This is a genomic window from Lysinibacillus phoenicis (assembly GCF_047238325.1).
GTDB lineage: Bacteria > Bacillota > Bacilli > Bacillales_A > Planococcaceae > Lysinibacillus > Lysinibacillus irui.
In genome coordinates this window covers 1,533,984-1,557,482 of the sequence record NZ_JBDFMP010000002.1, presented here as the reverse complement: position 1 = coordinate 1,557,482, position 23,499 = coordinate 1,533,984, and the positions used below count along the sequence as shown (strand labels likewise).

General features: G+C 38.1%; 24 protein-coding genes and 1 pseudogene. 22 read left to right on the top strand and 3 right to left on the bottom strand.

The window, feature by feature from the left end; translation table 11 throughout:
• Positions 1-38: 38 nt before the first annotated feature.
• Together ABC382_RS09455 and ABC382_RS09450 are read right to left on the bottom strand one after the other, a co-directional pair.
• Positions 39-497, bottom strand: a complete 459-nt coding sequence (locus ABC382_RS09455; RefSeq protein WP_322610355.1) for a VanZ family protein — start codon at positions 495-497, stop codon at positions 39-41.
• Positions 494-1,393 (bottom strand): aldo/keto reductase, encoded by a 900-nt coding sequence (locus ABC382_RS09450; RefSeq protein WP_322610356.1) that lies wholly within the window; start codon positions 1,391-1,393, stop codon positions 494-496. Before ABC382_RS09450 ends, ABC382_RS09455 begins: the two co-directional genes overlap by 4 nt.
• A 76-nt stretch (positions 1,394-1,469) precedes the next feature.
• Here ABC382_RS09450 and ABC382_RS09445 point away from each other — a divergent pair, with 76 nt between their 5' ends.
• The 12 genes from ABC382_RS09445 (at position 1,470) to ABC382_RS09390 (ending at position 12,324) form a co-directional block, all read left to right on the top strand.
• Positions 1,470-2,027, top strand: a complete 558-nt coding sequence (locus ABC382_RS09445; RefSeq protein WP_274796174.1) for an NUDIX domain-containing protein — start codon at positions 1,470-1,472, stop codon at positions 2,025-2,027.
• Positions 2,028-2,080: 53 nt separating this feature from the next.
• Positions 2,081-2,593 carry a hypothetical protein gene (locus ABC382_RS09440; RefSeq protein WP_274796175.1) on the top strand — a complete coding sequence of 171 codons (513 nt, stop codon included), beginning with the start codon at positions 2,081-2,083 and terminating at the stop codon, positions 2,591-2,593.
• A gap of 122 nt (positions 2,594-2,715) precedes the next feature.
• Positions 2,716-3,177 carry a ferric iron uptake transcriptional regulator gene (fur, locus tag ABC382_RS09435; RefSeq protein ID WP_274796176.1) on the top strand — a complete coding sequence of 154 codons (462 nt, stop codon included), beginning with the start codon at positions 2,716-2,718 and terminating at the stop codon, positions 3,175-3,177.
• A gap of 232 nt (positions 3,178-3,409) precedes the next feature.
• A complete protein-coding gene (gene xerD / locus ABC382_RS09430; RefSeq protein WP_322610357.1) occupies positions 3,410-4,312 on the top strand; it encodes a site-specific tyrosine recombinase XerD in 903 nt (300 codons plus the stop codon).
• A gap of 98 nt (positions 4,313-4,410) precedes the next feature.
• Entirely contained in the window at positions 4,411-5,592 is a 1,182-nt protein-coding gene (deoB, locus tag ABC382_RS09425; RefSeq protein WP_322610358.1) for a phosphopentomutase, read from the top strand.
• A gap of 13 nt (positions 5,593-5,605) precedes the next feature.
• On the top strand, positions 5,606-6,856 hold the full coding sequence (locus ABC382_RS09420; RefSeq protein WP_322610359.1) for a thymidine phosphorylase: 1,251 nt from the start codon (positions 5,606-5,608) through the stop codon (positions 6,854-6,856).
• A gap of 296 nt (positions 6,857-7,152) precedes the next feature.
• Positions 7,153-7,506, top strand: a complete 354-nt coding sequence (gene spoIIAA / locus ABC382_RS09415; protein ID WP_004232181.1) for an anti-sigma F factor antagonist — start codon at positions 7,153-7,155, stop codon at positions 7,504-7,506.
• Positions 7,499-7,939 carry an anti-sigma F factor gene (gene spoIIAB / locus ABC382_RS09410; protein WP_155590400.1) on the top strand — a complete coding sequence of 147 codons (441 nt, stop codon included), beginning with the start codon at positions 7,499-7,501 and terminating at the stop codon, positions 7,937-7,939. Before spoIIAA ends, spoIIAB begins: the two co-directional genes overlap by 8 nt.
• A 10-nt stretch (positions 7,940-7,949) precedes the next feature.
• A complete protein-coding gene (sigF, locus tag ABC382_RS09405) occupies positions 7,950-8,741 on the top strand; it encodes an RNA polymerase sporulation sigma factor SigF (RefSeq protein WP_274796180.1) in 792 nt (263 codons plus the stop codon).
• A 15-nt stretch (positions 8,742-8,756) separates the two neighbouring features.
• Positions 8,757-10,211 carry a spore germination protein gene (locus ABC382_RS09400; RefSeq protein ID WP_274796181.1) on the top strand — a complete coding sequence of 485 codons (1,455 nt, stop codon included), beginning with the start codon at positions 8,757-8,759 and terminating at the stop codon, positions 10,209-10,211.
• 222 nt (positions 10,212-10,433) lie between these two features.
• A complete protein-coding gene (gene lysA / locus ABC382_RS09395) occupies positions 10,434-11,753 on the top strand; it encodes a diaminopimelate decarboxylase (protein WP_274796182.1) in 1,320 nt (439 codons plus the stop codon).
• Between the two features lie 199 nt (positions 11,754-11,952).
• Complete coding sequence (locus tag ABC382_RS09390; RefSeq protein ID WP_274796183.1) at positions 11,953-12,324, top strand: GNAT family N-acetyltransferase; 372 nt, start codon at positions 11,953-11,955, stop codon at positions 12,322-12,324.
• Here the strand turns inward: ABC382_RS09390 and ABC382_RS09385 are convergent.
• On the bottom strand, positions 12,321-12,827 hold the full coding sequence (locus tag ABC382_RS09385) for a DUF309 domain-containing protein (RefSeq protein WP_274796184.1): 507 nt from the start codon (positions 12,825-12,827) through the stop codon (positions 12,321-12,323). The genes ABC382_RS09390 and ABC382_RS09385 overlap by 4 nt on opposite strands.
• 55 nt (positions 12,828-12,882) lie before the next feature.
• On the opposite strand from ABC382_RS09385, the gene ABC382_RS09380 reads away from it, so the two are divergent.
• From ABC382_RS09380 to ABC382_RS09335, 10 genes and pseudogenes are all read left to right on the top strand, one after another.
• Entirely contained in the window at positions 12,883-13,662 is a 780-nt protein-coding gene (locus ABC382_RS09380) for a segregation/condensation protein A (protein ID WP_322610361.1), read from the top strand.
• Positions 13,634-14,227, top strand: a complete 594-nt coding sequence (scpB, locus tag ABC382_RS09375; protein ID WP_274796186.1) for an SMC-Scp complex subunit ScpB — start codon at positions 13,634-13,636, stop codon at positions 14,225-14,227. The genes ABC382_RS09380 and scpB overlap by 29 nt, the downstream gene beginning before the upstream one ends.
• A 78-nt stretch (positions 14,228-14,305) precedes the next feature.
• Positions 14,306-15,376, top strand: coding sequence for a D-alanyl-D-alanine carboxypeptidase family protein (locus tag ABC382_RS09370; protein ID WP_322610362.1), 1,071 nt, complete (start codon positions 14,306-14,308; stop codon positions 15,374-15,376).
• Between the two features lie 106 nt (positions 15,377-15,482).
• The gene (locus tag ABC382_RS09365) at positions 15,483-16,070 is read left to right on the top strand and encodes a hypothetical protein (RefSeq protein WP_274796188.1); all 588 of its coding nucleotides are present in this window, start codon (positions 15,483-15,485) and stop codon (positions 16,068-16,070) included.
• Positions 16,071-16,395: 325 nt separating this feature from the next.
• Positions 16,396-17,127 carry a pseudouridine synthase gene (locus tag ABC382_RS09360; protein WP_274796189.1) on the top strand — a complete coding sequence of 244 codons (732 nt, stop codon included), beginning with the start codon at positions 16,396-16,398 and terminating at the stop codon, positions 17,125-17,127.
• Between the two features lie 336 nt (positions 17,128-17,463).
• Positions 17,464-17,997, top strand: coding sequence for a thiol-disulfide oxidoreductase ResA (gene resA / locus ABC382_RS09355; RefSeq protein ID WP_274796190.1), 534 nt, complete (start codon positions 17,464-17,466; stop codon positions 17,995-17,997).
• A 13-nt stretch (positions 17,998-18,010) separates the two neighbouring features.
• Complete coding sequence (resB, locus tag ABC382_RS09350) at positions 18,011-19,687, top strand: cytochrome c biogenesis protein ResB (protein ID WP_274796191.1); 1,677 nt, start codon at positions 18,011-18,013, stop codon at positions 19,685-19,687.
• Positions 19,684-20,864: pseudogene (ccsB, locus tag ABC382_RS09345) on the top strand (c-type cytochrome biogenesis protein CcsB). The gene resB and the pseudogene ccsB overlap by 4 nt, the downstream one beginning before the upstream one ends.
• Before the next feature lie 115 nt (positions 20,865-20,979).
• On the top strand, positions 20,980-21,696 hold the full coding sequence (locus ABC382_RS09340) for a response regulator transcription factor (RefSeq protein WP_274796193.1): 717 nt from the start codon (positions 20,980-20,982) through the stop codon (positions 21,694-21,696).
• Positions 21,689-23,464, top strand: a complete 1,776-nt coding sequence (locus ABC382_RS09335; protein WP_274796195.1) for an ATP-binding protein — start codon at positions 21,689-21,691, stop codon at positions 23,462-23,464. The genes ABC382_RS09340 and ABC382_RS09335 overlap by 8 nt, the downstream gene beginning before the upstream one ends.
• The last annotated feature ends 35 nt before the right edge of the window (positions 23,465-23,499 follow it).

The following is a 23,499-nucleotide window of genomic DNA, read 5'->3' as shown; positions in this document are numbered from 1 at the left end:
GATAAAAGACAAAAGGCTAAAACAACGCCTTTTGTCTTTTATTTTTTAAACAATTTCCTTATAATGACGACTGCACCAACAAAAACAATGGCCCCGGCTGTATCAACAAGCACATCTTGACCACTCATCGTGCGACCTGGAGTAAAGCTTTGACGAAATTCATCAAGCATTGCGATAAAAGCCGTGCCGATAATGGCAATAATAGCAGCAAAACGGCGTTTTCCCCATGCAAAGTACAGACCAAGTGCAATACATCCAAACCCGATAAAATGTGTCAATTTACGAATTAAAAATTCTACAAATGGAAAATAACCGCGTTCTTCAATAGATACGGTTGTTCCCCAATACGGAATTTTTAAAACGGATAGTTGTTCTTCAAAAGGTTTATTGGAAAGTAAGTCTTCTAATTCAGGTAAAATACTTTGTTGCTCGTAGGTCATACTTGAAGAGGTGATTAGTATGACTAGACAGATGATAAAGATCAACCATTTTTTCATCGGTGTTCTTGATAATGCTCATCTTTAGTCAGCTTATTGACTTTCTTAAAATCTGTTATCGAATCAATTTTTTCATAGGCAGCAAGTGTTTCAGCTAATTGTTGTTGTGAGCTTGCACCGATGACCGTTGAAGCGATAGTAGGTTCTTTTAGATTAAAGGCGATTGCCAGTGCATGTAAATCATCATATTGAGCAGCTAAGTCTGTTAACGTTGTAGATAACTCATCTACTGTATAGGTATTAAAACCATTTACATGCTGTAGACGTTGTTGCCAGCTATTCGTTAGTAAGCCTTTCGCAACTGTTCCACGTGTTACGACAGATGCACCTTCCTTTGCAATCAACTCAAACCATTCTTCAGGGCGACGGTCTAATGCACTATATTGCATCATAACGCTTTTTGCTGAGCTTGCGGGTAAAAAACGACGTAGCACGTTGGGGCGAATGGAGGAAATACCATATTCCCGAATAAGACCTTCTTTTTTCAAATCCTCAAATGTACTGATAATACCATCCCAGTCATCCTCGATTGTACCACCATGTAATTGGTAAAGATCAATGTAGTCAGTACCTAAACGACGTAGGCTAGCATGTATGGCTTCTTTTATATAGGACGGGGATGCATCCCAGTGCCAGCTATTGACACCTTCAGTCCAGCGATTACCTACTTTTGTGGCTAAAATAACTTCTTTACGACGTTTTCCTAGGGTTGCCCCAATAATTTCCTCGTTTGCACCGTAATCATATAAATCTGCTGTATCAATATAATTAATGCCAGCATCTAAAGCCATATCGACAATAGTAGCAGCTTGCTTTTTATCTGTCGAAAGAGACATGCCTCCTAAACTGATCTCTGAAATAAACAATTCACTTGTGCCAAGCTGTCTTTTTTTCATGTGAACAACCTCCTTCGATTTCTCTACTTGTAATGGTACAATGAACATATCTGAAGAACAAGCGAGGTTATCGTCAATGAAAAAGTTTGAGGAAAAAACAACTAAAACGACACCGGTCTATGACGGAAGAATAGTAAAACTACAAATTGATGATGTGACGTTACCGAATGGTCAGGTTGCCAAACGAGAAATTATCAAGCATCCAGGTGCTGTGGCAGTCATTGCTGTTACGGCTGAGGGGAAACTAGTGTTGGTAGAGCAATATCGTAAAGCGCTTGAACGTTCTATAATTGAAATTCCTGCTGGTAAACTTGAGCCTGGTGAGGAACCAGTGGTAACAGCACGCCGAGAATTAGAGGAGGAGACTGGCTATGGGGCACATAGTCTAACTTTTTTACAGGCATTTGCGACATCTCCAGGCTTTGCGGATGAAGTTATTTATCTATTTGTTGCCAAGGGTTTATATAAAATAGAAAATAAAGCAGACTTAGATGAGGATGAATTTGTCGAACTATTAGAAGTTTCGTTGGAAGAGGCACAAACAATGGTAGTAGATCAACGAATATACGATGCTAAAACAGCATTTGCGGTACTTTGGCTTGCAGCAAATTTAGAAAATAATCTTTTAGCATAATAGAGACGGACGAGCATAAGCTGTACAAACCTTGATAGAAAAGGAGCATGTTTATGTCTCGTACGGTGTCTATATTTTATCACGCTTCCATCATTGCGGTAAGTTTCGTTTGTGGTGTTATCTTCTTTCATATTATTGGTGGACCGAAAGCGGAACCATTTATTTTATTTATAGAGCCTCGTTTAGCAGATGAGGACAGGCAATCCATTTTTCGTTTAGTTTTACCTGTTGCTATTTCCATAGGCCTTGTTTTGCTACTAGCGACACATAGCGTTTTAAAGGTTTTAGTACGTGTGACTGTAGCTATGCGTGCCACTTTTTTTGGCTTTAGCTCGGTTTTTTTATTACAAAAACTTGAAGCTTTTTGGCTTTATACGATTTGGTGGTTTCCATTTCAGCTCATCTATTGTATATTGTTGCTAGTCCTATGCAATTTACTTGTACCTGCTTGGTCAAAGCGAAAAATCGGGAAACAAGTATCTGGTCGGACAATTTTGTTGAATTTTATCGCATTTTTCATCATAATAGTTGCAGAGTTTATTGTTATTTCTTATGTGTTAAAATGATGAATTGAATGGACATAAATTGAGATCAGATAAAAAAATAGAAGCTTGTTAGAAATCTATTCACTATCTTGTAATAGGATTTACTCCTTTGGTATAATGGAAAGAGTTTAGGGGGGCGTCACATGGAGAGCCGAATTGATCGTATAAAAAAACAGTTGCATAGTGCTAGTTACAAGCTGACGCCGCAGCGAGAAGCGACAGTTGCTGTCTTGCTTGAGCACGAAGAGGACCACCTAAGTGCTGAGGATGTATACCTTTTAGTAAAAGAAAAAGCACCAGAGATTGGTCTAGCTACTGTTTATAGAACGTTAGAATTATTAACTGAGCTCAAAATTGTCGACAAAATCAACTTTGGCGATGGCGTATCGCGCTATGACTTACGCCAAGAGGGAGCTGCCCATTTCCACCATCATCTTGTTTGTATCGAATGTGGTGCTGTTGATGAAATTCAAGAAGATTTGCTTGAAGATGTGGAAGCCGTAGTTGAAAAACGTTGGAACTTTATCATCAAAGATCACCGACTAACTTTCCACGGCATATGCTGGCGCTGTCATGATAAGAACGACGAAACGAATGAAGACTAATAACGAAAAACTGTCTGTTTTAATCTTTAGTATAGATTGAAATAGGCAGTTTTTTGTTTTATCTTGATGCAGTAGAAAGCAATGATTGGGAAGATTAGCTTTTAGGCTAACCCGAATTTCTAAACTTACGATGTAACGACATGGGTTGAATTATGTCGAATGGAGGGTGCTTTAGCACATTTCTTTTTGCCGTGCTAAAATAGAGAATAATTGACAGTGAGGGGGCGTTGTGATGAATGAGTTTCAATATGCAGTAGAGGACTATATCCATTTTATCCAGGTGGAAAGGCAGTTATCTGATAATACATTAGCATCCTATCGCCGAGATTTAGAAAGCTATGTGCATTTTTTACAGGAGGCAGAGGGGATGGCTGATTTTAGCCGTGTGGAACGAACAACCATATTATGGCATTTAGAGCAATTGCGGGCACAAGGCAAGACAAGCCGTACCGTTGCTCGTCATATCTCCTCTATTCGGAGCTTTCACCAATTTTTACTGCGAGAAAAGCGTGCTGAAACAGATCCAACGGTTCATTTGGAAATGCCAACCATAGAGCAAAAATTGCCGAATATCCTATCTATCGAAGAAATTGAAGCTTTACTAACAGCTCCAAATCGTAGTAAACCACAAGGTATACGTGATCTAGCAATGCTAGAGTTATTATATGGCTCAGGTATGCGCATCAGTGAACTTATTGCGTTGGACTTAGCCGATATTCATTTAACAATGGGCTTTGTACGTGTATTTGGGAAGGGTGGAAAGGAAAGGATTATTCCACTTGGCAAAAATGCACTATCAGCCATTAATGCCTATTTAAACGGTGCTCGTGGTCAATTACAAGGAAAGCATCCAAAAACAGATGCGTTTTTTATTAATCAAAGAGGGAAACGTTTAACAAGGCAGGGTTGTTGGAAATTAATGAAGGAGCATGCATTAAAGGCAGGCATCCAACATGAGTTAACACCACATACATTGCGACATTCCTTTGCTACTCATCTGGTTGAAAATGGAGCCGATTTACGAGCGGTGCAGGAAATGCTTGGCCATGCAGATATTTCTACTACGCAGATTTATACACATATTAGTAAAACCCGATTATCTGAGGTTTATAAGCAATTCCATCCACGAGCTTAATACTTCTAAAAGGAAAAATATTTTTTAGTCGGATGTCTGACCTTTATTTTTAGCTTTTTTTTGGTAAAATAGAGTCATGAGATTAGGAGGCAACCATTATGAATAAACCGTTTAACAAAATCCATGTTGTTGTCATGGATTCCGTAGGTATTGGTGAAGCACCGGACGCTGCAAATTTTGGTGATGTTGGTGCACATACACTAGGACATATCGCTGAAAAAATGAATGGGCTTACAATGCCAGTGATGGAGTCCTTTGGTTTAGCAAATATTGAATCATTGCAAGGCATGCATCCAGTTAAGGAACCAAAAGCATACTACGGTAAAATGCAAGAAGCATCTGTTGGTAAAGATACGATGACTGGTCATTGGGAAATCATGGGGTTAAATATCGATAAACCATTTAAGGTGTATCCAGAAGGGTTTCCAGCGGAGCTTATTTCTGAGCTAGAGAAGCGTACAGGTCGTAAAGTGCTGTGCAATCAACCGGCAAGTGGTACACAAGTCATTGAAGACTTTGGTAAGGAGCATATGGAAACAGGTGCGATTATTGTCTATACGTCGGCAGATCCTGTTTTACAAATTGCTGCACATGAGGAAATCATTCCATTAGAAGAATTATATAAAATATGTGAAATTGCTCGTGAATTAACATTACAGCCTGAATATTTAGTAGGGCGCGTTATTGCACGTCCATTTGTTGGTACACCAGGAAACTTTACTCGTACTTCCAATCGACATGACTATGCATTAAAGCCATTTGGCCGTACAACGATGAATGTTTTGAAGGATGCAGGGTTAGATGTAATTGCTATTGGAAAAATCTCTGATATTTTCAACGGTGAAGGTGTTACAGATGCCGTTCGTACAAAAAATAATATGGATGGTATGGATCGATTTGCAGAGGTTGTACGCCGTGACTTCCGTGGTATGAGCTTCTTAAATTTAGTAGACTTTGACGCCAATTTTGGCCATCGTCGTGATCCATTAGGATATGGACAGGCATTACAAGAGTTTGACGCACGTTTACCAGAAATTTTGGAAGCGATGTCAGAAGAAGATTTATTAATTATTACAGCTGATCACGGAAATGATCCAACCTTCCATGGAACAGATCATACGCGTGAATATGTACCGTTAATTGTCTATTCACCACGCTTCAACGGAGGAGCACAACTTGCACTTCGTGAAACGTTTGCGGATATTGCAGCAACAGTTGCTGAAAACTTTCATGTAGAAGCACCACCATTCGGCAAAAGTTTCTTACAGGATTTGAAATAAGGGGGTTATTCGTATGAATATGGTTCAACTGTTTGAAAAGAAAAAACAAGGATTAGAGCTATCTCAAGCTGAAATTCAGTATTTTGTTGAAGGCTATACGACAGGTTCAATCCCAGATTATCAAGCAAGTTCACTGTTAATGGCAATACGCTTATTAGGTATGTCTGATGATGAAACATTTTATTTAACAAAGGCCATGATCGAATCAGGTGATGTTATTGATTTAACATCCATTGAAGGCTTTAAAATTGATAAGCACTCAACAGGAGGAGTTGGTGATAAGGTTACACTTGTTGTTACACCAATTATTGCTTCCCTAGGAATTCCTGTGGCTAAATTTAGTGGTAAAGGTCTAGGTATTACTGGAGGTACAATCGATAAACTAGAATCGATTAAAGGCTTGAAAACAGAGCTTTCCTCACAAGAGTTCATTGATAATGTCAATCGACATAAAATTGCAGTAGCTGGTCAAACAGGTAATCTAGTGCCAGCTGATAAAAAGTTGTATGCCCTTCGAGATGTAACAGGTACGGTTGATTCTATACCATTAATCGCTGCATCAATCATGAGTAAAAAAATTGCAAGTGGTGCCGATGGTATTGTATTAGATGTTAAATGTGGATCTGGTGCCTTTATGAAGACACAAGAAGAAGCACAGCTTTTAGCGGATACAATGACAGCTATTGGAGAAAAACTAGGACGTAAAGTGGTTGCACATATTAGCGATATGGATAACCCACTAGGTAAAATGATTGGTAATAAGCTTGAGGTCGTAGAAGCCTATGCTTTATTAAAAGGACAGTTAGAAGAAACACATGAAGATTTAGTCGATGAATGTGTCGTCATTGCCTCCTTAATGTATCAAGTTGCCGCTGGTGTAAAGGAAGCAGAAGCAACTGCAGCTGTTAAGCGTGTGCTTGCGGATGGTTCGGCCGCTGCAAAATTTGAGGAGTTTATTGTCGCACAAGGTGGAGTAGTCTCTGATATTGTTCAAAATGACACAGCTTATAAAGTAGCGGTAACAGCAATTACAGAGGGTACGGTGGAAACAATTAATGCCCTATTAGTTGGTGAAGCGAGTGTCGGTTTAGGAGCTGGACGTTTAACGAAGGAATCTGAACTTGATTATGATGCAGGAATTCAGTTGATTGCTAAAAAAGGCGATCATGTTAACAATGGTGAGACCATTGCTTATCTATACTCAAATAATCCAATTGACGAAGAAACAATTAATAAAGTACAAAAAGCTTATACAATTGTATAAATGTTAGTTTAGCGAGAGCTCTCACTTTTAGAGAGTTCTCGCTTTTTTGTGTTTTAAGGAAAGAACAATCAAATAGATGGATAGAGCTTAGAAGACAGACAAATTAAAGAATAGAACAATTGAAGTTTAAGAATGAGTTGCGTTTAAAAAATGTAGATTTATCCCATACTGCACTTAACCTAAAAAGCTATAAGTATGTCGATTAGACACTATTTCGGAAGACTTTGCACTAGTTCTGTCAGCCGCAAGGATTCACCGTATTGAATGTGGAATTGCACGAGAAGGAGGCGATGTTCATGCATTATCAATTAGAAATGGTCACAAGAGAGACAGTCGTTATACGTTTGTTTGGGGAGCTCGATCATCATGCAGTAGAACAAATTCGAGCAAAAATTTCTGCAGCAATTTTTCAAGGCACTGTGACGACCATCATTTGGAACTTAGAAGGCCTATCTTTTATGGATAGTTCAGGAGTTGGATTAGTGCTTGGTCGTATGCGAGAGTTAGAAGCAGTTGCTGGGCGAACTATTTTATTGAATCCATCGCCAACGATGCGAAAAGTATTTCAATTTTCAGGTTTAGGGCCGTGGATGATGGATGCAACAGAGGAACAAGCGATTGATCGCGTAAGGGGGATTGTAAATGGATAACGAAATGACATTAACTTTTTTAGCACTTAGTGAAAATGAAGCCTTGGCACGTGTGGCTGTTACAGGCTTTATTGCACAATTAGACCCAACAATTGATGAGTTATCAGAATTTAAAACAGTTGTCTCAGAAGCGGTTTCCAATGCCATTATTCATGGCTATGAAGAAAATGGTAAGGGTGTTGTTACAGTTCATGCAAAACGTGAGGATGATATTGTAACAGTATCTGTCATGGATAAAGGGGTAGGAATTGAAGACGTTAGTCGAGCAATGGAGCCGTTATTTACAACGAAAAGTGCAATGGAACGCTCAGGTATGGGCTTTACTATTATGGATAGTTTTTCGGATCAGCTAACAGTTATGTCTAAATGGCAAGAAGGAACAACTGTAACGTTTACGAAGAAATTTTATACAGTTCGCACAGCGGTAATGTGAGGTTGAGACAGTGAAGCCGTTAGAACAGTCGTCCGATAAGCTATTGTCTCAGGAGGAAATGCGTGATCTAATTGCACGTGCACAGCAGGGCGATCATGAGGCTCGTAAACGAATGGTAGAAGGTAATACGAGGCTTGTGTGGTCCATCGTTCAACGTTTTACAACAAGGGGTGTTGAACTCGAGGATTTATTTCAGATTGGCTGCATAGGGCTCATGAAATCTGTGGATAAATTTGATTTAACCTATGATGTGAAGTTTTCAACCTATGCAGTACCAATGATCATCGGAGAAATTCAACGCTTTTTAAGGGATGATGGCATGGTGAAGGTGAGTCGCTCGATTCGTGAGCTGAACTTTAAAATCCGTCATGCTACAGAAGAATTTATTAAAAAGAATGAACATCCACCGACTATTCAAGAGCTTGCTCAGGTGCTTGGTGTTACAGCTGAAGAAATTGTCACAGCTTCTGATGCGCTAAGAGATCCAGCATCTCTCCACGAGCAATTGTATGAAAGCGAAGGGGATTCCATTACATTGATGGATCAAATGAAAGATGAAAAATCAGAACAACCATTTGACTATATTCCATTGAAAGAAGTACTCACGAGACTTGAGCCGAGGGAGCAGTCTATTATTTATTTACGCTATTTTTCAGATTGCACGCAAACTGAAATTGCGACTAGACTTGGAATATCTCAGGTACAAGTATCCCGTTTAGAGAAAAAAATCCTCGCCCAGCTGAAAAGTTGGATGGCGACAAGTGCAACAGTGGAGCAAGAAGTAATGAAAAAAGACATCTAAGAAAATGGTGACAGCATGACAAATAAATTATTTAACAGCTTAGAAGAAGCCGAAGATTTTCTTATAGAACATTTTGGTGACGGCGAATCATTTGACGTTTGTGTCAAACACTTATTTGTCAAAGATTTGCCGGTCCTTTGTGCCTATATTAGCGGACTTGTGGACGGGGAAGCTTTAACACAATTACTCTCTAGCATGCTCCCAGATGAGGACTCGGACATTGAAATTGATGTTGAGGATGAGAAAGAATATTTTGAGTCCTATTTTAATTTCCATGGACGTTCAGAGGAAACAGAGCGTAAAGCCTATTTACTATCCATTTTAAGTGGACAAGTAACCTTTATTACTAAAGGGGGCTATTGCTTTGTTGCCGAGTTGAGAAACTACCCGGGTCGTTCACCAGAGGAGCCTGACAATGAAAAGGTTATCCGAGGTTCGAGGGATGGTTTTACGGAAGGAATAATGCAGAATACGGCTTTAATTCGTAGACGAATTCGCAATAGTAATTTACGTTTCGAGCTACATAAAATATCAAAAATCGGCCAAACTGACGTCGCGATTGCATTTATGAAGGATGTTGCCAATGAAGATATGCTCGAAGGATTACGACAGCGTCTTGGACAAATTAATCATGATGGCCTGACGATGGCCGATAAATCGCTAGAAGAATGGCTTTTTAAGCAGAAGTTTCATCCAGTTCCATTTGTACGTTATACGGAAAGGCCGGATATTGCAGCAGCTCATCTACTTGAAGGACATATAGCCATAGTGGTAGATACCTCTCCATCGGTTATTCTTGTGCCTGTTACGATGTTTCATTTATTACAGCACGCAGAAGAGTATAGACAGGCGCCAACTGTTGGAACTTTTGTACGTTTAATGCGGTATTTTGGCTCTGTAATGGGTTTACTTTTACTACCATTGTGGTATGTATTTGCAACGAATGAATCGTTACTTCCTGATGCCCTGTCCTTTTTAGGTATTGAGGAAAAATCACATGTACCCTTATTGCTGCAAATTCTGATTGCCGATATAGGTATTGAGTTTCTAAGGATGGCCGCCATTCATACTCCCTCACCATTATCTACTGCGATGGGATTGGTTGCGGGAGTGATTATTGGTCAAATTGCCATTGATGTAGGATTGTTTTCTTCAGAGGTTGTGCTCTATACAGCTGTTGCTGCTATTCTTATTTTCATTATCCCGTCGTATGAGCTCAGTATCTCAATCAAAATTTTTAGGTTGATGTTATTGATTATGACAGGTATATGGGGTGTCAACGGATTATTTATTGGATTATTTTTATTGTTTACGTATTTATGTTCATTGCGACCAATGCAGGCACCTTATTTATGGCCGCTAGTTCCATTCTTTCCAAAGGCAATGCTACGTGTCATTATTCGCTTCCCGATGACTGCGGATGCATTAAGACCTTATGTAGTCGCTTCCAAACAGCGAAAAAGATCATAGGAGCCGTTGCACTCGTTTTTTTCATGTGATAAAGTTCACATATAGTATTTTGTGATTTTTGCAAAAATTATTTTCATTCAAGAAAAAGTAAGTATTATACATTTACATTTTCTTGCTTAGTGGAAATAATTATTTGATGGTGTACGTTTATTTGAAGGTACAATTTCGCTATCAATGCGTAAAAATAACAAGATGGAACGATGTGAAAAGGGAGAGATGCACATGCATTTATATGGAACACAAGCGGTATCTGAAGATGGTCATTTAACAATTGGACAGGTAGACACACTAGACTTAGCAAAAGAGTATGGTACACCACTTTTCGTGTATGATACTGCACTTATTCGTAAGCGTGCACGTAGCTTTATCGATACGTTTAAAAAATTGGGCGTAAAAGCAGAAGTAGCATATGCTTCAAAAGCATTTGCATGTGTAGCGGTGTATCAATTAGCAGCAGAAGAAAATTTATCATTGGATGTGGTATCAGGTGGAGAATTATTTACAGCTTTAAAGGCAGGATTCCCAGCTGAGCGCATTCATTTCCATGGCAATAATAAAAGCATTGCTGAATTAGAGCTAGCTTTTGACTCCAAAATTGGATGTATTGTTGTAGATAATTTCTATGAAATACAGCTTTTAAAAGAAATTTCGGAGCGCCGTCAGCAAAAAATGCGTATTTTATTACGTGTTACACCAGGGGTTGAAGCACATACGCATGATTTCATTACGACAGGTCAAGCAGATTCAAAATTTGGCTTTGACTTAAACAATGGCCAAGCGGATGAAGCATTCCAACAAACATTTAATCATGAATTCCTAGAGCTATTAGGCTTACATTGCCATATCGGCTCACAAATTTTTGACACTGCTGGCTTTGGCTTAGCTGGAGAAAAGTTGATTGACAAAATTTCTGATTGGAACAAGGCTCACGATTTTACGTGTACTGTGTTAAACTTAGGTGGGGGCTTTGGTATTCGTTATACTGAAGAAGATGCACCGCTTGAACCACAAGTATATGTAGAGGATATGATTACAGTTGTAAAAAATAAAGCAACTGTACTTGGACTGAAAATGCCAGAAATTTGGATTGAACCAGGTCGATCGCTTGTAGGTGATGCAGGAACATCTCTTTATACAATCGGTTCACAAAAAACAGTGCCAGATGTGCGAAAATATATTGCTGTTGATGGTGGAATGAGTGATAATATCCGCCCGGCATTATATGATGCTAAGTATGAGGCTGTCATTGCAAGTAAAGCAAATGCGCCAAAAAATGAACTTTATACAGTTGCTGGTAAATTATGTGAATCTGGCGATAAATTAATTATTGATGCTAAACTCCAAGATGCAGCTTCAGGTGATATCTTAGCTATTTTCTGTACTGGTGCCTATGGTTATTCAATGGCTAGTAACTATAACCGTGTACCTAGACCGGCTGTTGTGTTTGTAGAGAATGGACAGCATCAACTAGCTATTCGCCGTGAAAGTTATGAAGATATTGTGCAAAACGATCTCCCGCTAACTTTAAAAAAGGGTGAGTAAATTTGAGGAAAAATAAATGGGTATTGCTAGCGTCGATTTCAACTTTTATTTTGTTGTGGGGCGTTGTCTATTGGGTGTTGGCATCTAAAGGTATTCTCGGACCTGGTTCGTAAGACAGAAATTGGCTTGCGGTAAAAGTACAAATCGTGTAGGATAGTCAAAGATTATGTACAGCTAGAAAAAGAGGGAATAGACAAATATGTTAATTCGATATAAAAAAGCTTTAGAGAAAATAGCAATGGGGCTACTTTCATTTATGCCTAACGAAAAAGACGTAAAAAAGCTTACAGAGACCATCCACTCCTATGAAAATGATGATCATTGGGTTTTATATTTATGGAAAAAGAATGATGAATATGTTGGTATTGTAGGGCTTGTAATCGATGAGGATAACACGGCTACAATCCAGCATGTATCAGTTGTTCCCTCCTATAGGGGCGAGGGTGTAGCAACGGAAATGCTTCAGGAAGTAGCGGAACTTGGCCAATATGAAAGTGTACGCGCTACGGATGAAACACGAAGCTTCGTTCAAAAATGTATCCATTGTATCGATGAAAAAGCAGACGATTAACAACGTCTGCTTTTTCTTTGTTTGCTTTCTTGTCGCTCTGCAAGAATATGTGAGCGATCTCGTAGCATATGTTTATGAAGAAGATAGGTTGAGCTACTAGAAGGCAAAAGCTGTATACGTGTTATGGTTAACTCCAGTAAACTTGCTGAAAGAGGGAGTTGAAAAGCTTGAAAGGACTTGCCTGCTTTAATGGCAGATAAGGTTGTTGTTACTTGTGTTAGGAGTTGATGATAATCAATTTCCTGGAAAAAAATATGACCTTCATTTTTTTTGAAATTATGAAGTGCCTTTTCTAAAATTCGGACAGCGCCAGTATTGTTACCACGTCGCCAATGATAGAAACCTGTTGCAAGCTGCACATAGCCGACTAAAGGATGCAATTTATCACCTGGTGCAATTTTCTTCCAATATTCCTCAAGCACTTCATGGCATTCAAAAAAATCCTGATTGCCATTAAAATATGCACAGTAATCTATAAATAAAGTATGATGCTGTGGATGCATTTTGGACTCCTTTCCTCTATACTAAAAGAACATAGAATCACAGGGTGGTAAAATAATGTCTTATGAAGTAAAACTAGATGCCTTTTCGGGGCCTCTTGATCTATTATTGCATTTAATTCACAGATTGGAAATTGATATCTATGATATCCCAATGGCTGAAATTACACAACAATATATCGACCATATACATGCTATGCAAGTACTGGAGTTAAATGAAGCGAGTGAATATTTAGTGATGGCAGCAACATTGCTGGCTATTAAAAGTCGTATGCTTTTGCCTATTCATGAAGGAGAAATGGAAGACGCAGAATTAGAAGTGGATGGACCTGACCCGCGTGAAGAACTGGTGCAACGACTAATCGAATATAAAAAATACAAAGAAGCTGCCAGCAATTTGCAAGAACTTGAAACTGACCGATCGCAGGTATTTACTAGGCCACCTGCTGATTTAACAGGTTTAGCCTCAGATGAACAAATGGCTTTGTTTGATTTAAATGTAAATATTTATGACATGCTTGGCGCATTCCAAAAATTAATGCGCCGAAAAAAATTGAAGAAACCTTTAAAAACAACAATTGCTAGACAGGAACGATCAGTAAAAGATCAAATGCGTTCAGTTGTTGATTCTTTACGATCAACAGGTGGACGTGCATCATTTTTCGAGCTTTTTCCCTATGAAGATAAGCCGACACTTATTCTGACGTTTGTATCCCTTCTTGAATTGATGAAACGACAGGTCGTCATCGTAGAGCAAGATGGTAACTTTGAAGATTTAACTGTTACCTTACAGAAGGAGGAATGGGAAGATGACGAAAACATTGATGTTACAGAGTAGAATTGAAGCCTTATTATTCGTTGTTGGAGATGATGGCTTAACGATTAAACAATTATCACAACTTTTAGGGGAACAGGAAGAGCTCATTGTTCAGGCGATGAGTGCCTTGAGAGAAGCTTATGACGAGGATTTAACTAGAGGAATCACTGTAAAAGAAATTGCGGGCGTTTATCAGTTAATTACAAAATCAGAGTTTGCTGATACGATTCAAAGATTAGTAGAGAACCCAACGGCCCAATCTTTATCCCAAGCCTCCCTCGAAGTATTAGCGATAGTAGCTTATAAACAACCAATTACCCGTGTGGCAATAGAGGATTTACGTGGTGTGAAGTGTGAACGACCAATCCAAACATTAGTTTCACGAGGATTAATTAAAGAGGTAGGGCGCTCTGAGGGAACTGGACGTGCCATTTTATACGGGACAACTAAAGAATTTTTACATTATTTTGGTTTGAATAGTATTGATGAAATGCCACCTCTACCTGATGAAGACCTTATGGAAACTGAACAAGAAACAGATTTATTTATGACTAAATTTCAAGAGACGTTTAGTGGTTCAAAGTAATTTGTTAGGTATAATGCCTAGCCTTCAACATAAATATAAATCTATATTTTCCTATCATATTGAATAAGGAGTGGCTAGTTGCTTCGGTTATTTCGTTTTACACTGTTTATGATTATTTTGTTAATGGTAATGCTCCCACAAACCAGCTATGCAAGAGGTGGAAGTGGCTATGCTGTCTTAGATGGAGAAACAGGACGTGTTTTAATAGGATCTAACAGCGATGCGCGATTACCTATTGCTAGCTTAACGAAAATTTGGACGGCGCTGGTGGCAATCGAAAATAGTGATCTCCAAGATGAAGTTGTTATTTCACCGAAAGCTGCTATGTCTGAAGGCAGTTCCATATATTTGCAGGCTGGCGAAACGGTGACAGTAGAAACGTTATTATATGGTTTAATGTTACGTTCAGGTAATGATGCTGCCACAGCTTTAGCAGAGCATGTGGGGGGGTCTGTGGAGGGCTTTGTTAAATTAATGAATGAAAGAGCTGTAATTGCGGGTCTTACTAATACAGTTTTTATGAATCCATCTGGCCTTCATCATGAAGAACATTTATCGTCTGCAAGGGATACTGCAGAAATGTTAAGAATCGCCCTGCAAAATAAAACCTTTGAGAAAATTGCTTCCACTGTTCTTTATCGGGCGGATACGGTAAACGGAATGCTGTGGGAAAATAAACATCGTTTATTAAGAGAAGGCTCAGGGATGGCTGCAGACATTGATGATGAAACGGAGCAGCCTGTCAGTTCTTTAAAATCAGCCACAGGTACGGCCTTTGCTGGTAAAACAGGCTTTACAAAGGTTGCTGGGCGTACACTTGCGACCGCCTTTCAAAAGGACGGGCAAACTTGTATTGTCGTAACATTAAATGAATCAGATGATTGGAATGTGCATCGAGGACTATCCAATAAAGTATGGCAAGATTATAGTCTTGAAACAGTAGTGAAAAAAGGGAAATACAACGTTAATAAGAAATTGGCGATTCGTTTAGAACAGCCTATACGCCTACAATTAAATAAAGAAGAAAAAGAACAAGTACGGCAAGTTCTACATGTTTCAAGAAAACGTAAGGAAGCTGTCTTGTCAATCTTTATTGGGGAAGACCGTATTTATGCTACACCTGTAAAAGTTGAATCAGCGAATCGTTGAAAAACGAGACGCTGATTTTTTACATTAATTGATTAATTGAGGGTAAATTTGGTAATATAATAATGAGGCTAATAGTCTTAATTTTCTAAAAAAGGGGGAGGAATATTTGAGGAGTGTTTCTGTTGAAACAAATAGTAGACAGATTCAATTAGGGATAATCATTGTATTGTTCTTATCAAGTTTAATTATCCCTGTCATTCTACTATTTCCGATTCAAGAGTGGTTTTATCGACCAAAAGAGGTTTATTATTTTGAACCGTACTTGCAAGCTTATATAATATTTATGGCCGCATTATTGTTCATGGCACTAGCACTATTAATAAATTATTTGATCATACCTGAAACTAAAAAAGGTAAAAGTATTCAACGTGGTATACTGATTACTTCCTTTTTAATTGCTTTAATCTTCATTGCCTTGAGCTTTAATCACTATAAAGTAATGGATTCAAATGGTATTCATATGAATCAATTTTTTAGTTTAAAAGAGGATTTTGTGGCCTGGGAAGAAATAGTGAAAGCTGAGCAAGTAAATGTAAAAAAAGATGGAGCGACAAAGCCTGAGCGACTGGTATTTACATTAAAAGATGGTTCCACAATTGAAGAACCTACATCGACTAAATTGATGCTAGCAAAAAACTTTATTTCCTTTGAGTTAAATCAACGTGGATTAACAATTGAAAATGTGTTTGAATAAAGCTGCCGTGTGGTAGCTTTTTTTGTTAGAAAAAAGGAAGTACAAATAGTTTATATAAACATTTTTTAGGAACGATTTGCTTTCTGGTAAAAAGAGCATACTACTATCTAGGACTGATAAAAAAGTTTTTCCTTAATTTGGTGAATGAACAGAAGATAGATAATTACGAATACTCTAATAACAAATGTGAAATTTGTTTTTCTTTAATAATGCTTAAAAGTATGACATAATTTTCACAGATTGGCGGGAAAAATAACCCTATTCATGAGGTTGAAATCGAATGGTGACGAAAGTGTCAATGTGAAAGAAAACTAGAGGTGAAAAAATGGAAAGATTACAAAAAGTCATTGCCTATGCAGGAGTTGCCTCAAGGCGAAAGGCAGAGCAATTGATTTTAGAAGGTAAAGTAAAAGTAAACGGTGAAGTTGTTCGTGAGTTAGGAACAAAGGTATCTAATTCCGATACAATTGAAGTAGAAGGTGTGAAACTTGAAAAGGAAGATAAGGTTTATTTCTTACTATATAAACCACGTGGCACAATTTCAGCTGTAACAGATGATAAAGGACGCAAAACTGTCACAGATTTATTTCATCATATTCCGCAACGTATTTTCCCAGTTGGTCGTCTTGATTATGATACATCTGGATTATTGTTATTGACAAATGATGGAGAATTTTCCTATATGCTGACACATCCAAAGTTTAAAATTGATAAAACGTATATCGCTCGTGTCAAAGGTGTTCCAACAATTGAAGGGCTTAAAAAGCTTCAAAGAGGGATTAAATTAGAGGATGGTAAGACAGCACCAGCTAAGGTTAGTATGACATCCTTTGATGAAAAAGCAGGCAAAGCGATTTGTGAAATTACGATTCATGAAGGTCGCAATCGCCAAGTGCGCCGTATGTTTGAAGCAATTGGTACTCCTGTTGTTAAATTAAAGCGTGAACGCTTTGCATTTTTAGATTTATATGGCCTTGCCCCAGGTGAATACCGTGAATTGACAAAGCATGAAGTAAAACAATTGCGTGTCTTAGCAGAAACAGGAAAGCTTGATTAAAAGAACTTCCCTGAAGAAAGGTTAGATACCTCGAAAGGTATTAAAAATGTTTACACTTTCTTTGTGGTGAAATCGTTCATAAATCATTCATAATTAATAGCTAAGTGTTTTTGTATCATTTTGCTATAATAGGTGAGAATAGTACACCTAGTAACAGTTTGCATAAAAAGAACTGTAGCACATTTTAATCTGGTATTGTTGACGTCCATGTGAAAGAAGTTTTTACATACTCAAAGACGTAAATAAAATGAAAAAGTTCTATCTGGGTCTTTAAAATGTAAAAGCTTCACGTCTACAAAATTACGCTATGTCGTAATTGATAGGGGGTTTATTAACTTGGAGAAAAAGAAAAAGCGACTCGTACTGCGAACGGTCATTTTAGCCGTGCTGGCATTGGCAATTGGGTACACGGTTTATGGAACAGCAACAAAGGAAAAAGTAGAGTTAGTGGCAGTAGGGTCTGAAGCACCTGACTTCACGTTAGTAGATTTAAATGGTGAAAAACATAAATTGTCTGATTATAAAGGACAAGGGGTATTTTTAAACTTCTGGGGAACTTGGTGTAAGCCTTGTGAGAAGGAAATGCCTGCGATGGATAATCAGTATCAAGTGTTTAAAGATCAAGGTGTACAAACATTAGCTGTTAATATTGCGCAAACAGACTTTGAAGTGCAGAATTTTGTCGATCGTTATAATTTATCATTCCCAGTAGTCATTGACAAAACGAAAAGTGTTATGACTGCATACAATGTAGGTCAATTACCTGCTACAGTGTTAATTGATCCAGAAGGCAAAGTAGCGAAAATTATCACAGGTGAAATGACGGAGGAAAATATCGCTTCGTTCATGGAATTAGTGAAGCCGAAATAAGGAGTAAATGACGATGGAAAATATCATTTGTGCTTGTGGTCATAGTAACCCATACGGCACGAAGCTCTGTGAGAAATGTGGTCGTCCTTTAACCGAAGAAGAAAAGCAAAATAAAGTAGTTGATATGCGATATGATGGCATGGCCATTCGTTCAAAAACATACAACAAATCTATCATCGATAAAATATGGAATTTCTTCTCGAGTGTTAAAGTTGGTATTACCTTAATTATTATCACATTGATTGCTGCTTCAATCGGAACATTACTACCACAAGAGTTTTACGTAAAAGCTTCTGATATGGAGAAAGGAGCTTATTACGCAGACGTATATGGTACATTCGGTAAAATTTATTACACGTTAGGCTTATCGGATTTATATAGCTCATGGTGGTTCCAAATTTTAGTTGGTATGCTGGCTGTGTCGATAATCGTAGCGAGTCTTGACCGAGGAATTCCACTTTATAAATCATTAAAAAATCAACGTGTGAAAAGACATGAAAGCTTTATGAAGCGTCAGCGCATTGTCGCGGAAGGGCAAGTGACTGGTAGTGCAGAGGAAACGCTTGATAAAGTAGCACAAAAAATGACTGAGATGAGATATTCTGTTCGTCGAGATGGTAGCGCTCTCTTAGCTGAAAAAGGACGCTTTTCTCGTTACGGCCCGTACATAAACCATGTCGGTCTCATTATTTTTTTAGGTGGAGTCATGCTACGTCTTGTCCCGGGCTTCTATGTCGATGAATCGATTTGGGTTCGTGAGGGAGAGACACGTGCTATTACTGGCATGGACGGTTATTTCATTGAAAACCGTGATTTCATTTTAGAGACTCATGATAATAAACCACAGGGAGAGCAAGTCAAACAGGGTGTGAATGTTGTTGCGAAAAATTTCCAAACAGATATTACACTATACAAACAGCCTGATGACGCACTACCAGGTGATACAGAAAATCTAGAAAAAGTAAAAGATTATTCGATTCGTGTAAACCATCCTTTAAAAGAAGATGGCTTCGCTCTTTACCAAATGGATTATCGTCTAAATGAATTAAAACAAATGAATTTTGAATTAATCAATAAGTCGACTGAAAAATCACTTGGTAAAGTAGAAATTGATTTAACTAATCCTAAAAAAGAATACGATTTAGGTAATGGTTCTTCAGTACAAATTCTTGTTTATACACCAGATTTTGATGGGTTTGAAAACGGAGAGCCACAAACAAAAACTTCAATTCCAAATAATCCAGCATTTTTATTTAAAATGACAACTCCAGAAACACCAGAAGGCGAAGTAAGTTTTGTTGAAATTATGCAACCTCCGTTAGAGCCGCTTGGTGAAAATAAGTACAGAATGAAGTTTGCAGCAGCAGAGATGCGTGATATGTCAGGTATTACGGTCCGTAAAGATAGTACAATTCCTATTTTATTTGTCGGGGGTGTCATCTTTATGATTGGTGTTGTGATAGGTTCTTACTGGAATCACAGACGTTTATGGCTTCAAGTAGAACCAGATGGCCGCGTGTTAATGGCTGCCCATGTCAATAAAAATATGTTCAGCATGAAAAAGGATTTAGATGCTGTAACAGCCTTTGCTACATTGCCTCCGTATATAGACCAGTTAGAGAAAAATGAGGCTAGCGAAGAGTCCACAAATGGTGGCAATAAAGAAAAGGAAGGTGACAACACCTTATGAGTTTGATTGACCTAAGTGGAAACCTATTATTTGTAGCATTTATTGCTTATTTAGTTGCAACATTATTATTTGGTGGCTCCATTAAGCAAGCGAATGCTACTGGTAAGAATACAGGAAAATGGGGTAAGCTTGCCATTGTTGTAACAATTATTGGTTTCCTTTCTCAGCTTGGCTATTTTATTACGCGTTGGATTATACAGGTCATGCGCCAGTAAGTAATATGTTTGAATTTACAACGGCATTTGGTATGTTCATTGTAGGCGCGTTTATCTTAATTTATTTTATTTATCGTTTGACTGCACTTGGATTAGTTGCCTTACCTGTAGCACTTTTAATTATTGCCTATGCCGCGATGTTCCCAAAAGAAGTAAGTCCATTAGTACCTTCCTTACAAAGTCATTGGTTAACCATTCACGTTATAACGGCAGCATTAGGGCAATCTATTTTAGCCATTAGTGCTGTGGCAGGACTTATTTACTTATTAAAAGTAGTCGATTTAACAAAGCCTTCTAAACAACGTTTTTGGTTAGAAGCCGTGATGTACTGTCTTGTAGTAGTGGTTGGTTTTGTTGCGGTGACATCTACATTTAGTGCCATGGATTATGAGTCTAGCTATAATTATGTTGATAAAGAAGGAACAACGCGAAAAATTATTTATAATTTACCGCCAATTTTCGGTATGAATGAGTATGAAGCTGTTGAAGAACATGGCATGTCACCATTAGTAGAAATGCCAGCTTTAATTAATGCGAAAAAATTAACAACTGTTGTTTGGTCATTAATGGTAGGATCGGTTTTATATTTATTAATTCGATTAATCGCTCGTCGTCGAATTAGTGCCATTTTCCAACCACTCGTTAAACGTGTAAATTTACAATTACTTGATGAAATTGGTTATCGTTCAGTGCTAATTGGATTCCCTGTATTCTCCCTAGGTGCTTTAATCTTTGCGATGATTTGGGCACAAATTGCTTGGAGTCGTTTCTGGGGTTGGGATCCAAAAGAAGTTTGGGCTCTTATTACATGGTTATTCTATGCAGCATTCCTACATCTGCGACTATCTAAAGGCTGGGAAGGTCGAAAATCTGCTTGGTTAGCATTAATTGGATTCGGGATCATTTTATTCAACCTAATTGCTGTTAACTTAATTCTTGCAGGTTTACACTCCTATGCATAACCTGTGAAGCAACAAGCCTTTTCGCTGTAGCGAAGAGGCTTTCTTTTCTTTTCAATATGTGTCACACCATGTACAATAGAAGTTAGAGAAAGATTGGAAGAGAGGGATCGTGAAAGTGTCAGAAAATATTTCAGTATTAGTAGTAGATGACGAGGATCGTATTCGCCGCTTATTAAAAATGTATTTAGAGCGTGAAGGATACCTTGTTGACGAAGCAGAAAATGGTGAACAAGCGATCGAAAAATCTTTAGAAAAAGAGTATCACTGTATTTTACTTGATATTATGATGCCTGAAAAAGATGGGCTAGAAGTATGTGCGGAAATTAGAGAACGTGCAGCAACACCGATTATTTTATTAACTGCAAAAGGCGAAGAAGCGAATCGTGTACAAGGCTTTGAGCTTGGTGCAGATGATTATATTGTAAAACCGTTTAGTCCTCGTGAGGTCGTATTACGAGTGAAGGCTATTTTACGTCGTTCACAAGCGTTCTCACCAGCGACAAATGCATCCTCTTCAAAAGATTTAGTGGTATTCCAGCATTTAATGATCGATCATGATGCACACCGCGTGACAGCAGAGGGAATTGAGGTCAATTTAACACCTAAAGAGTACGAATTATTATACTTCTTAGCGAAATCGCCAGACAAAGTATTTGACCGTGAACAACTACTAAAAGAGGTTTGGCATTATGACTTCTTTGGTGATTTACGTACAGTTGACACACATGTGAAACGATTACGTGAAAAGCTCAACCGGGTTTCAGAAAACGCTGCTAAAATGATTGTGACGGTTTGGGGCGTTGGTTACAAATTTGAGGTTGTCAATGAATAGAATATGGAATAGTGTTGTCGGGAAGCTATGGGTAACCATATTGCTTCTCGTTTCATTTGTATTATTTGTTTTCACGGTATTGATGCTAGAATTTCTTCAAAACTACCACATGCAGCAAGCGGAAATTTCATTACGTCAAACGGCTGCAACAGTGGCAAGTATAGTGGACGACAATGAAACAGCAGAATCCACTTCAGAATTATTAAAAGATATATTACCTACAGGGACCAATGCATTGATTGCTATAAGTCATGTGGAAGTCTCTTTTGCAATGCAAGAAGGTGTAAATAAAAAAGAAATACAAGACACCATTTTAGCTAACAAATCTTTCCATGAAGTATTTCAATCTGATGAACCCATTATTAAAGAAATGATGATGCCTTCTTCTACTGTTCCAGAAAAGATGGAATCGTATGTTGTGCTTGGTTTCCCATTGAATGTTGAAAACGCAGTACATGGAGCTGTCTTCATCTACCAAAGCCCAGATGCGTTACATAAAACGTCTAAGGAAACAACGAAAATTGTCTTTTTAGCGGCCTTTATAGCATTTGTATTGACAACATTTTTTGCGTTTTTCCTTTCTTCACGTATTACTTCACCGCTTAGAAAAATGCGTGAGTTGGCCTTTGAAATTGCTAAAGGTAACTTTGAAGCAAAAATGCCAACGACCCAAAATGATGAAATTGGTCAGCTTGCGGTTGCTTTCAACCAAATGGGACGTCAATTAAAACATAATTTAGAGGTCATCAATCAGGAAAATGAACAGCTTTCAAATATTTTGACATCTATGACAGATGCTGTGATTACATTTAATCGTGACCGTACAATATTATTAAGTAATCCACCAGCCGAACGTCTTATGCAAAAATGGTTTGTCAACAAAGGCTCGCAAAGCGCTAAACCAATTCCACCTGAGCTTTATCATATGCTTGATCATGTGCTGATGTTTGAGGATAAGTTAGAAGAGGAAATTGAAATGGACGGCAATTATTATACATTTACTATTAGTCCTCTTTATAGTGGAGAAATGATACGTGGTGCTGTCGCTGTTATTCGTGATATGACTGAACAACATCGCTTAGAAAAACTAAGATCGGATTTTATTGCGAATGTTTCTCATGAGCTTCGAACACCGATTGCCATGTTGCAAGGATACTCGGAAGCGTTGATGGATGATGATTTTATTCAAGATCAGGAAGAGCGCAATGAAATTACTAAAATTATTTATGATGAATCGAAGCGAATGGGTCGCCTTGTAACAGATTTATTAGATTTGGCACGAATGGAATCAGGGCATATGACCCTCTATAAAGATGAATTACCAATTAATTCTACATTTGAACGTATTACTCAAAAATTTGCCCAAGTAGCAAAAGAAAAGCATGTTCGCTTGATCTTTGACAGTGAATTTAACGACGATGCCATGATTAATATGGATGAAGATCGCATTGAACAAGTGCTCACAAATTTAGTTGATAATGCATTAAGACATACTGATGAAGGGGCTGTCACTGTAAAGGTTGAACAGGAGCCAACCTTTGCTAAAATTTCTGTGCAAGATACAGGGCACGGCATTCCACAGGAGGACCTACCATATGTCTTCGAACGTTTTTATAAAGCAGATAAGGCACGTACTCGCTCTAAAGGAGGAACGGGTCTTGGTTTAGCCATTGCTCGAAATATTGTAAAGGCACATTCAGGTAATATCATGGTAGATAGTGTGCTGAAAGAAGGTACAACCTTCACGTTTTATTTACCGTTCGATTAATAACATGTATTGCTATTAATTGGCTGTAACTTCTA

Excerpts from the sequence above, each read along its gene's own strand:
- ABC382_RS09400 (WP_274796181.1), top strand. The coding sequence starts at position 8,757 with ATGACAAATAAATTATTTAACAGCTTAGAAGAAGCCGAAGATTTTCTT.
- ABC382_RS09385 (WP_274796184.1), bottom strand. The coding sequence starts at position 12,827 with ATGCATCCACAGCATCATACTTTATTTATAGATTACTGTGCATATTTT.
- ABC382_RS09420 (WP_322610359.1), top strand. The coding sequence starts at position 5,606 with ATGAATATGGTTCAACTGTTTGAAAAGAAAAAACAAGGATTAGAGCTA.
- ABC382_RS09380 (WP_322610361.1), top strand. The coding sequence starts at position 12,883 with ATGTCTTATGAAGTAAAACTAGATGCCTTTTCGGGGCCTCTTGATCTA.
- ABC382_RS09360 (WP_274796189.1), top strand. The coding sequence starts at position 16,396 with ATGGAAAGATTACAAAAAGTCATTGCCTATGCAGGAGTTGCCTCAAGG.
- ABC382_RS09335 (WP_274796195.1), top strand. The coding sequence starts at position 21,689 with ATGAATAGAATATGGAATAGTGTTGTCGGGAAGCTATGGGTAACCATA.
- resB (WP_274796191.1), top strand. The coding sequence starts at position 18,011 with ATGGAAAATATCATTTGTGCTTGTGGTCATAGTAACCCATACGGCACG.
- ABC382_RS09450 (WP_322610356.1), bottom strand. The coding sequence starts at position 1,393 with ATGAAAAAAAGACAGCTTGGCACAAGTGAATTGTTTATTTCAGAGATC.
- ABC382_RS09390 (WP_274796183.1), top strand. The coding sequence starts at position 11,953 with ATGTTAATTCGATATAAAAAAGCTTTAGAGAAAATAGCAATGGGGCTA.
- spoIIAA (WP_004232181.1), top strand. The coding sequence starts at position 7,153 with ATGCATTATCAATTAGAAATGGTCACAAGAGAGACAGTCGTTATACGT.
- ABC382_RS09440 (WP_274796175.1), top strand. The coding sequence starts at position 2,081 with ATGTCTCGTACGGTGTCTATATTTTATCACGCTTCCATCATTGCGGTA.
- ABC382_RS09455 (WP_322610355.1), bottom strand. The coding sequence starts at position 497 with ATGAAAAAATGGTTGATCTTTATCATCTGTCTAGTCATACTAATCACC.
- xerD (WP_322610357.1), top strand. The coding sequence starts at position 3,410 with ATGAATGAGTTTCAATATGCAGTAGAGGACTATATCCATTTTATCCAG.
- fur (WP_274796176.1), top strand. The coding sequence starts at position 2,716 with ATGGAGAGCCGAATTGATCGTATAAAAAAACAGTTGCATAGTGCTAGT.
- lysA (WP_274796182.1), top strand. The coding sequence starts at position 10,434 with ATGCATTTATATGGAACACAAGCGGTATCTGAAGATGGTCATTTAACA.
- spoIIAB (WP_155590400.1), top strand. The coding sequence starts at position 7,499 with ATGGATAACGAAATGACATTAACTTTTTTAGCACTTAGTGAAAATGAA.
- scpB (WP_274796186.1), top strand. The coding sequence starts at position 13,634 with ATGACGAAAACATTGATGTTACAGAGTAGAATTGAAGCCTTATTATTC.
- ABC382_RS09445 (WP_274796174.1), top strand. The coding sequence starts at position 1,470 with ATGAAAAAGTTTGAGGAAAAAACAACTAAAACGACACCGGTCTATGAC.
- deoB (WP_322610358.1), top strand. The coding sequence starts at position 4,411 with ATGAATAAACCGTTTAACAAAATCCATGTTGTTGTCATGGATTCCGTA.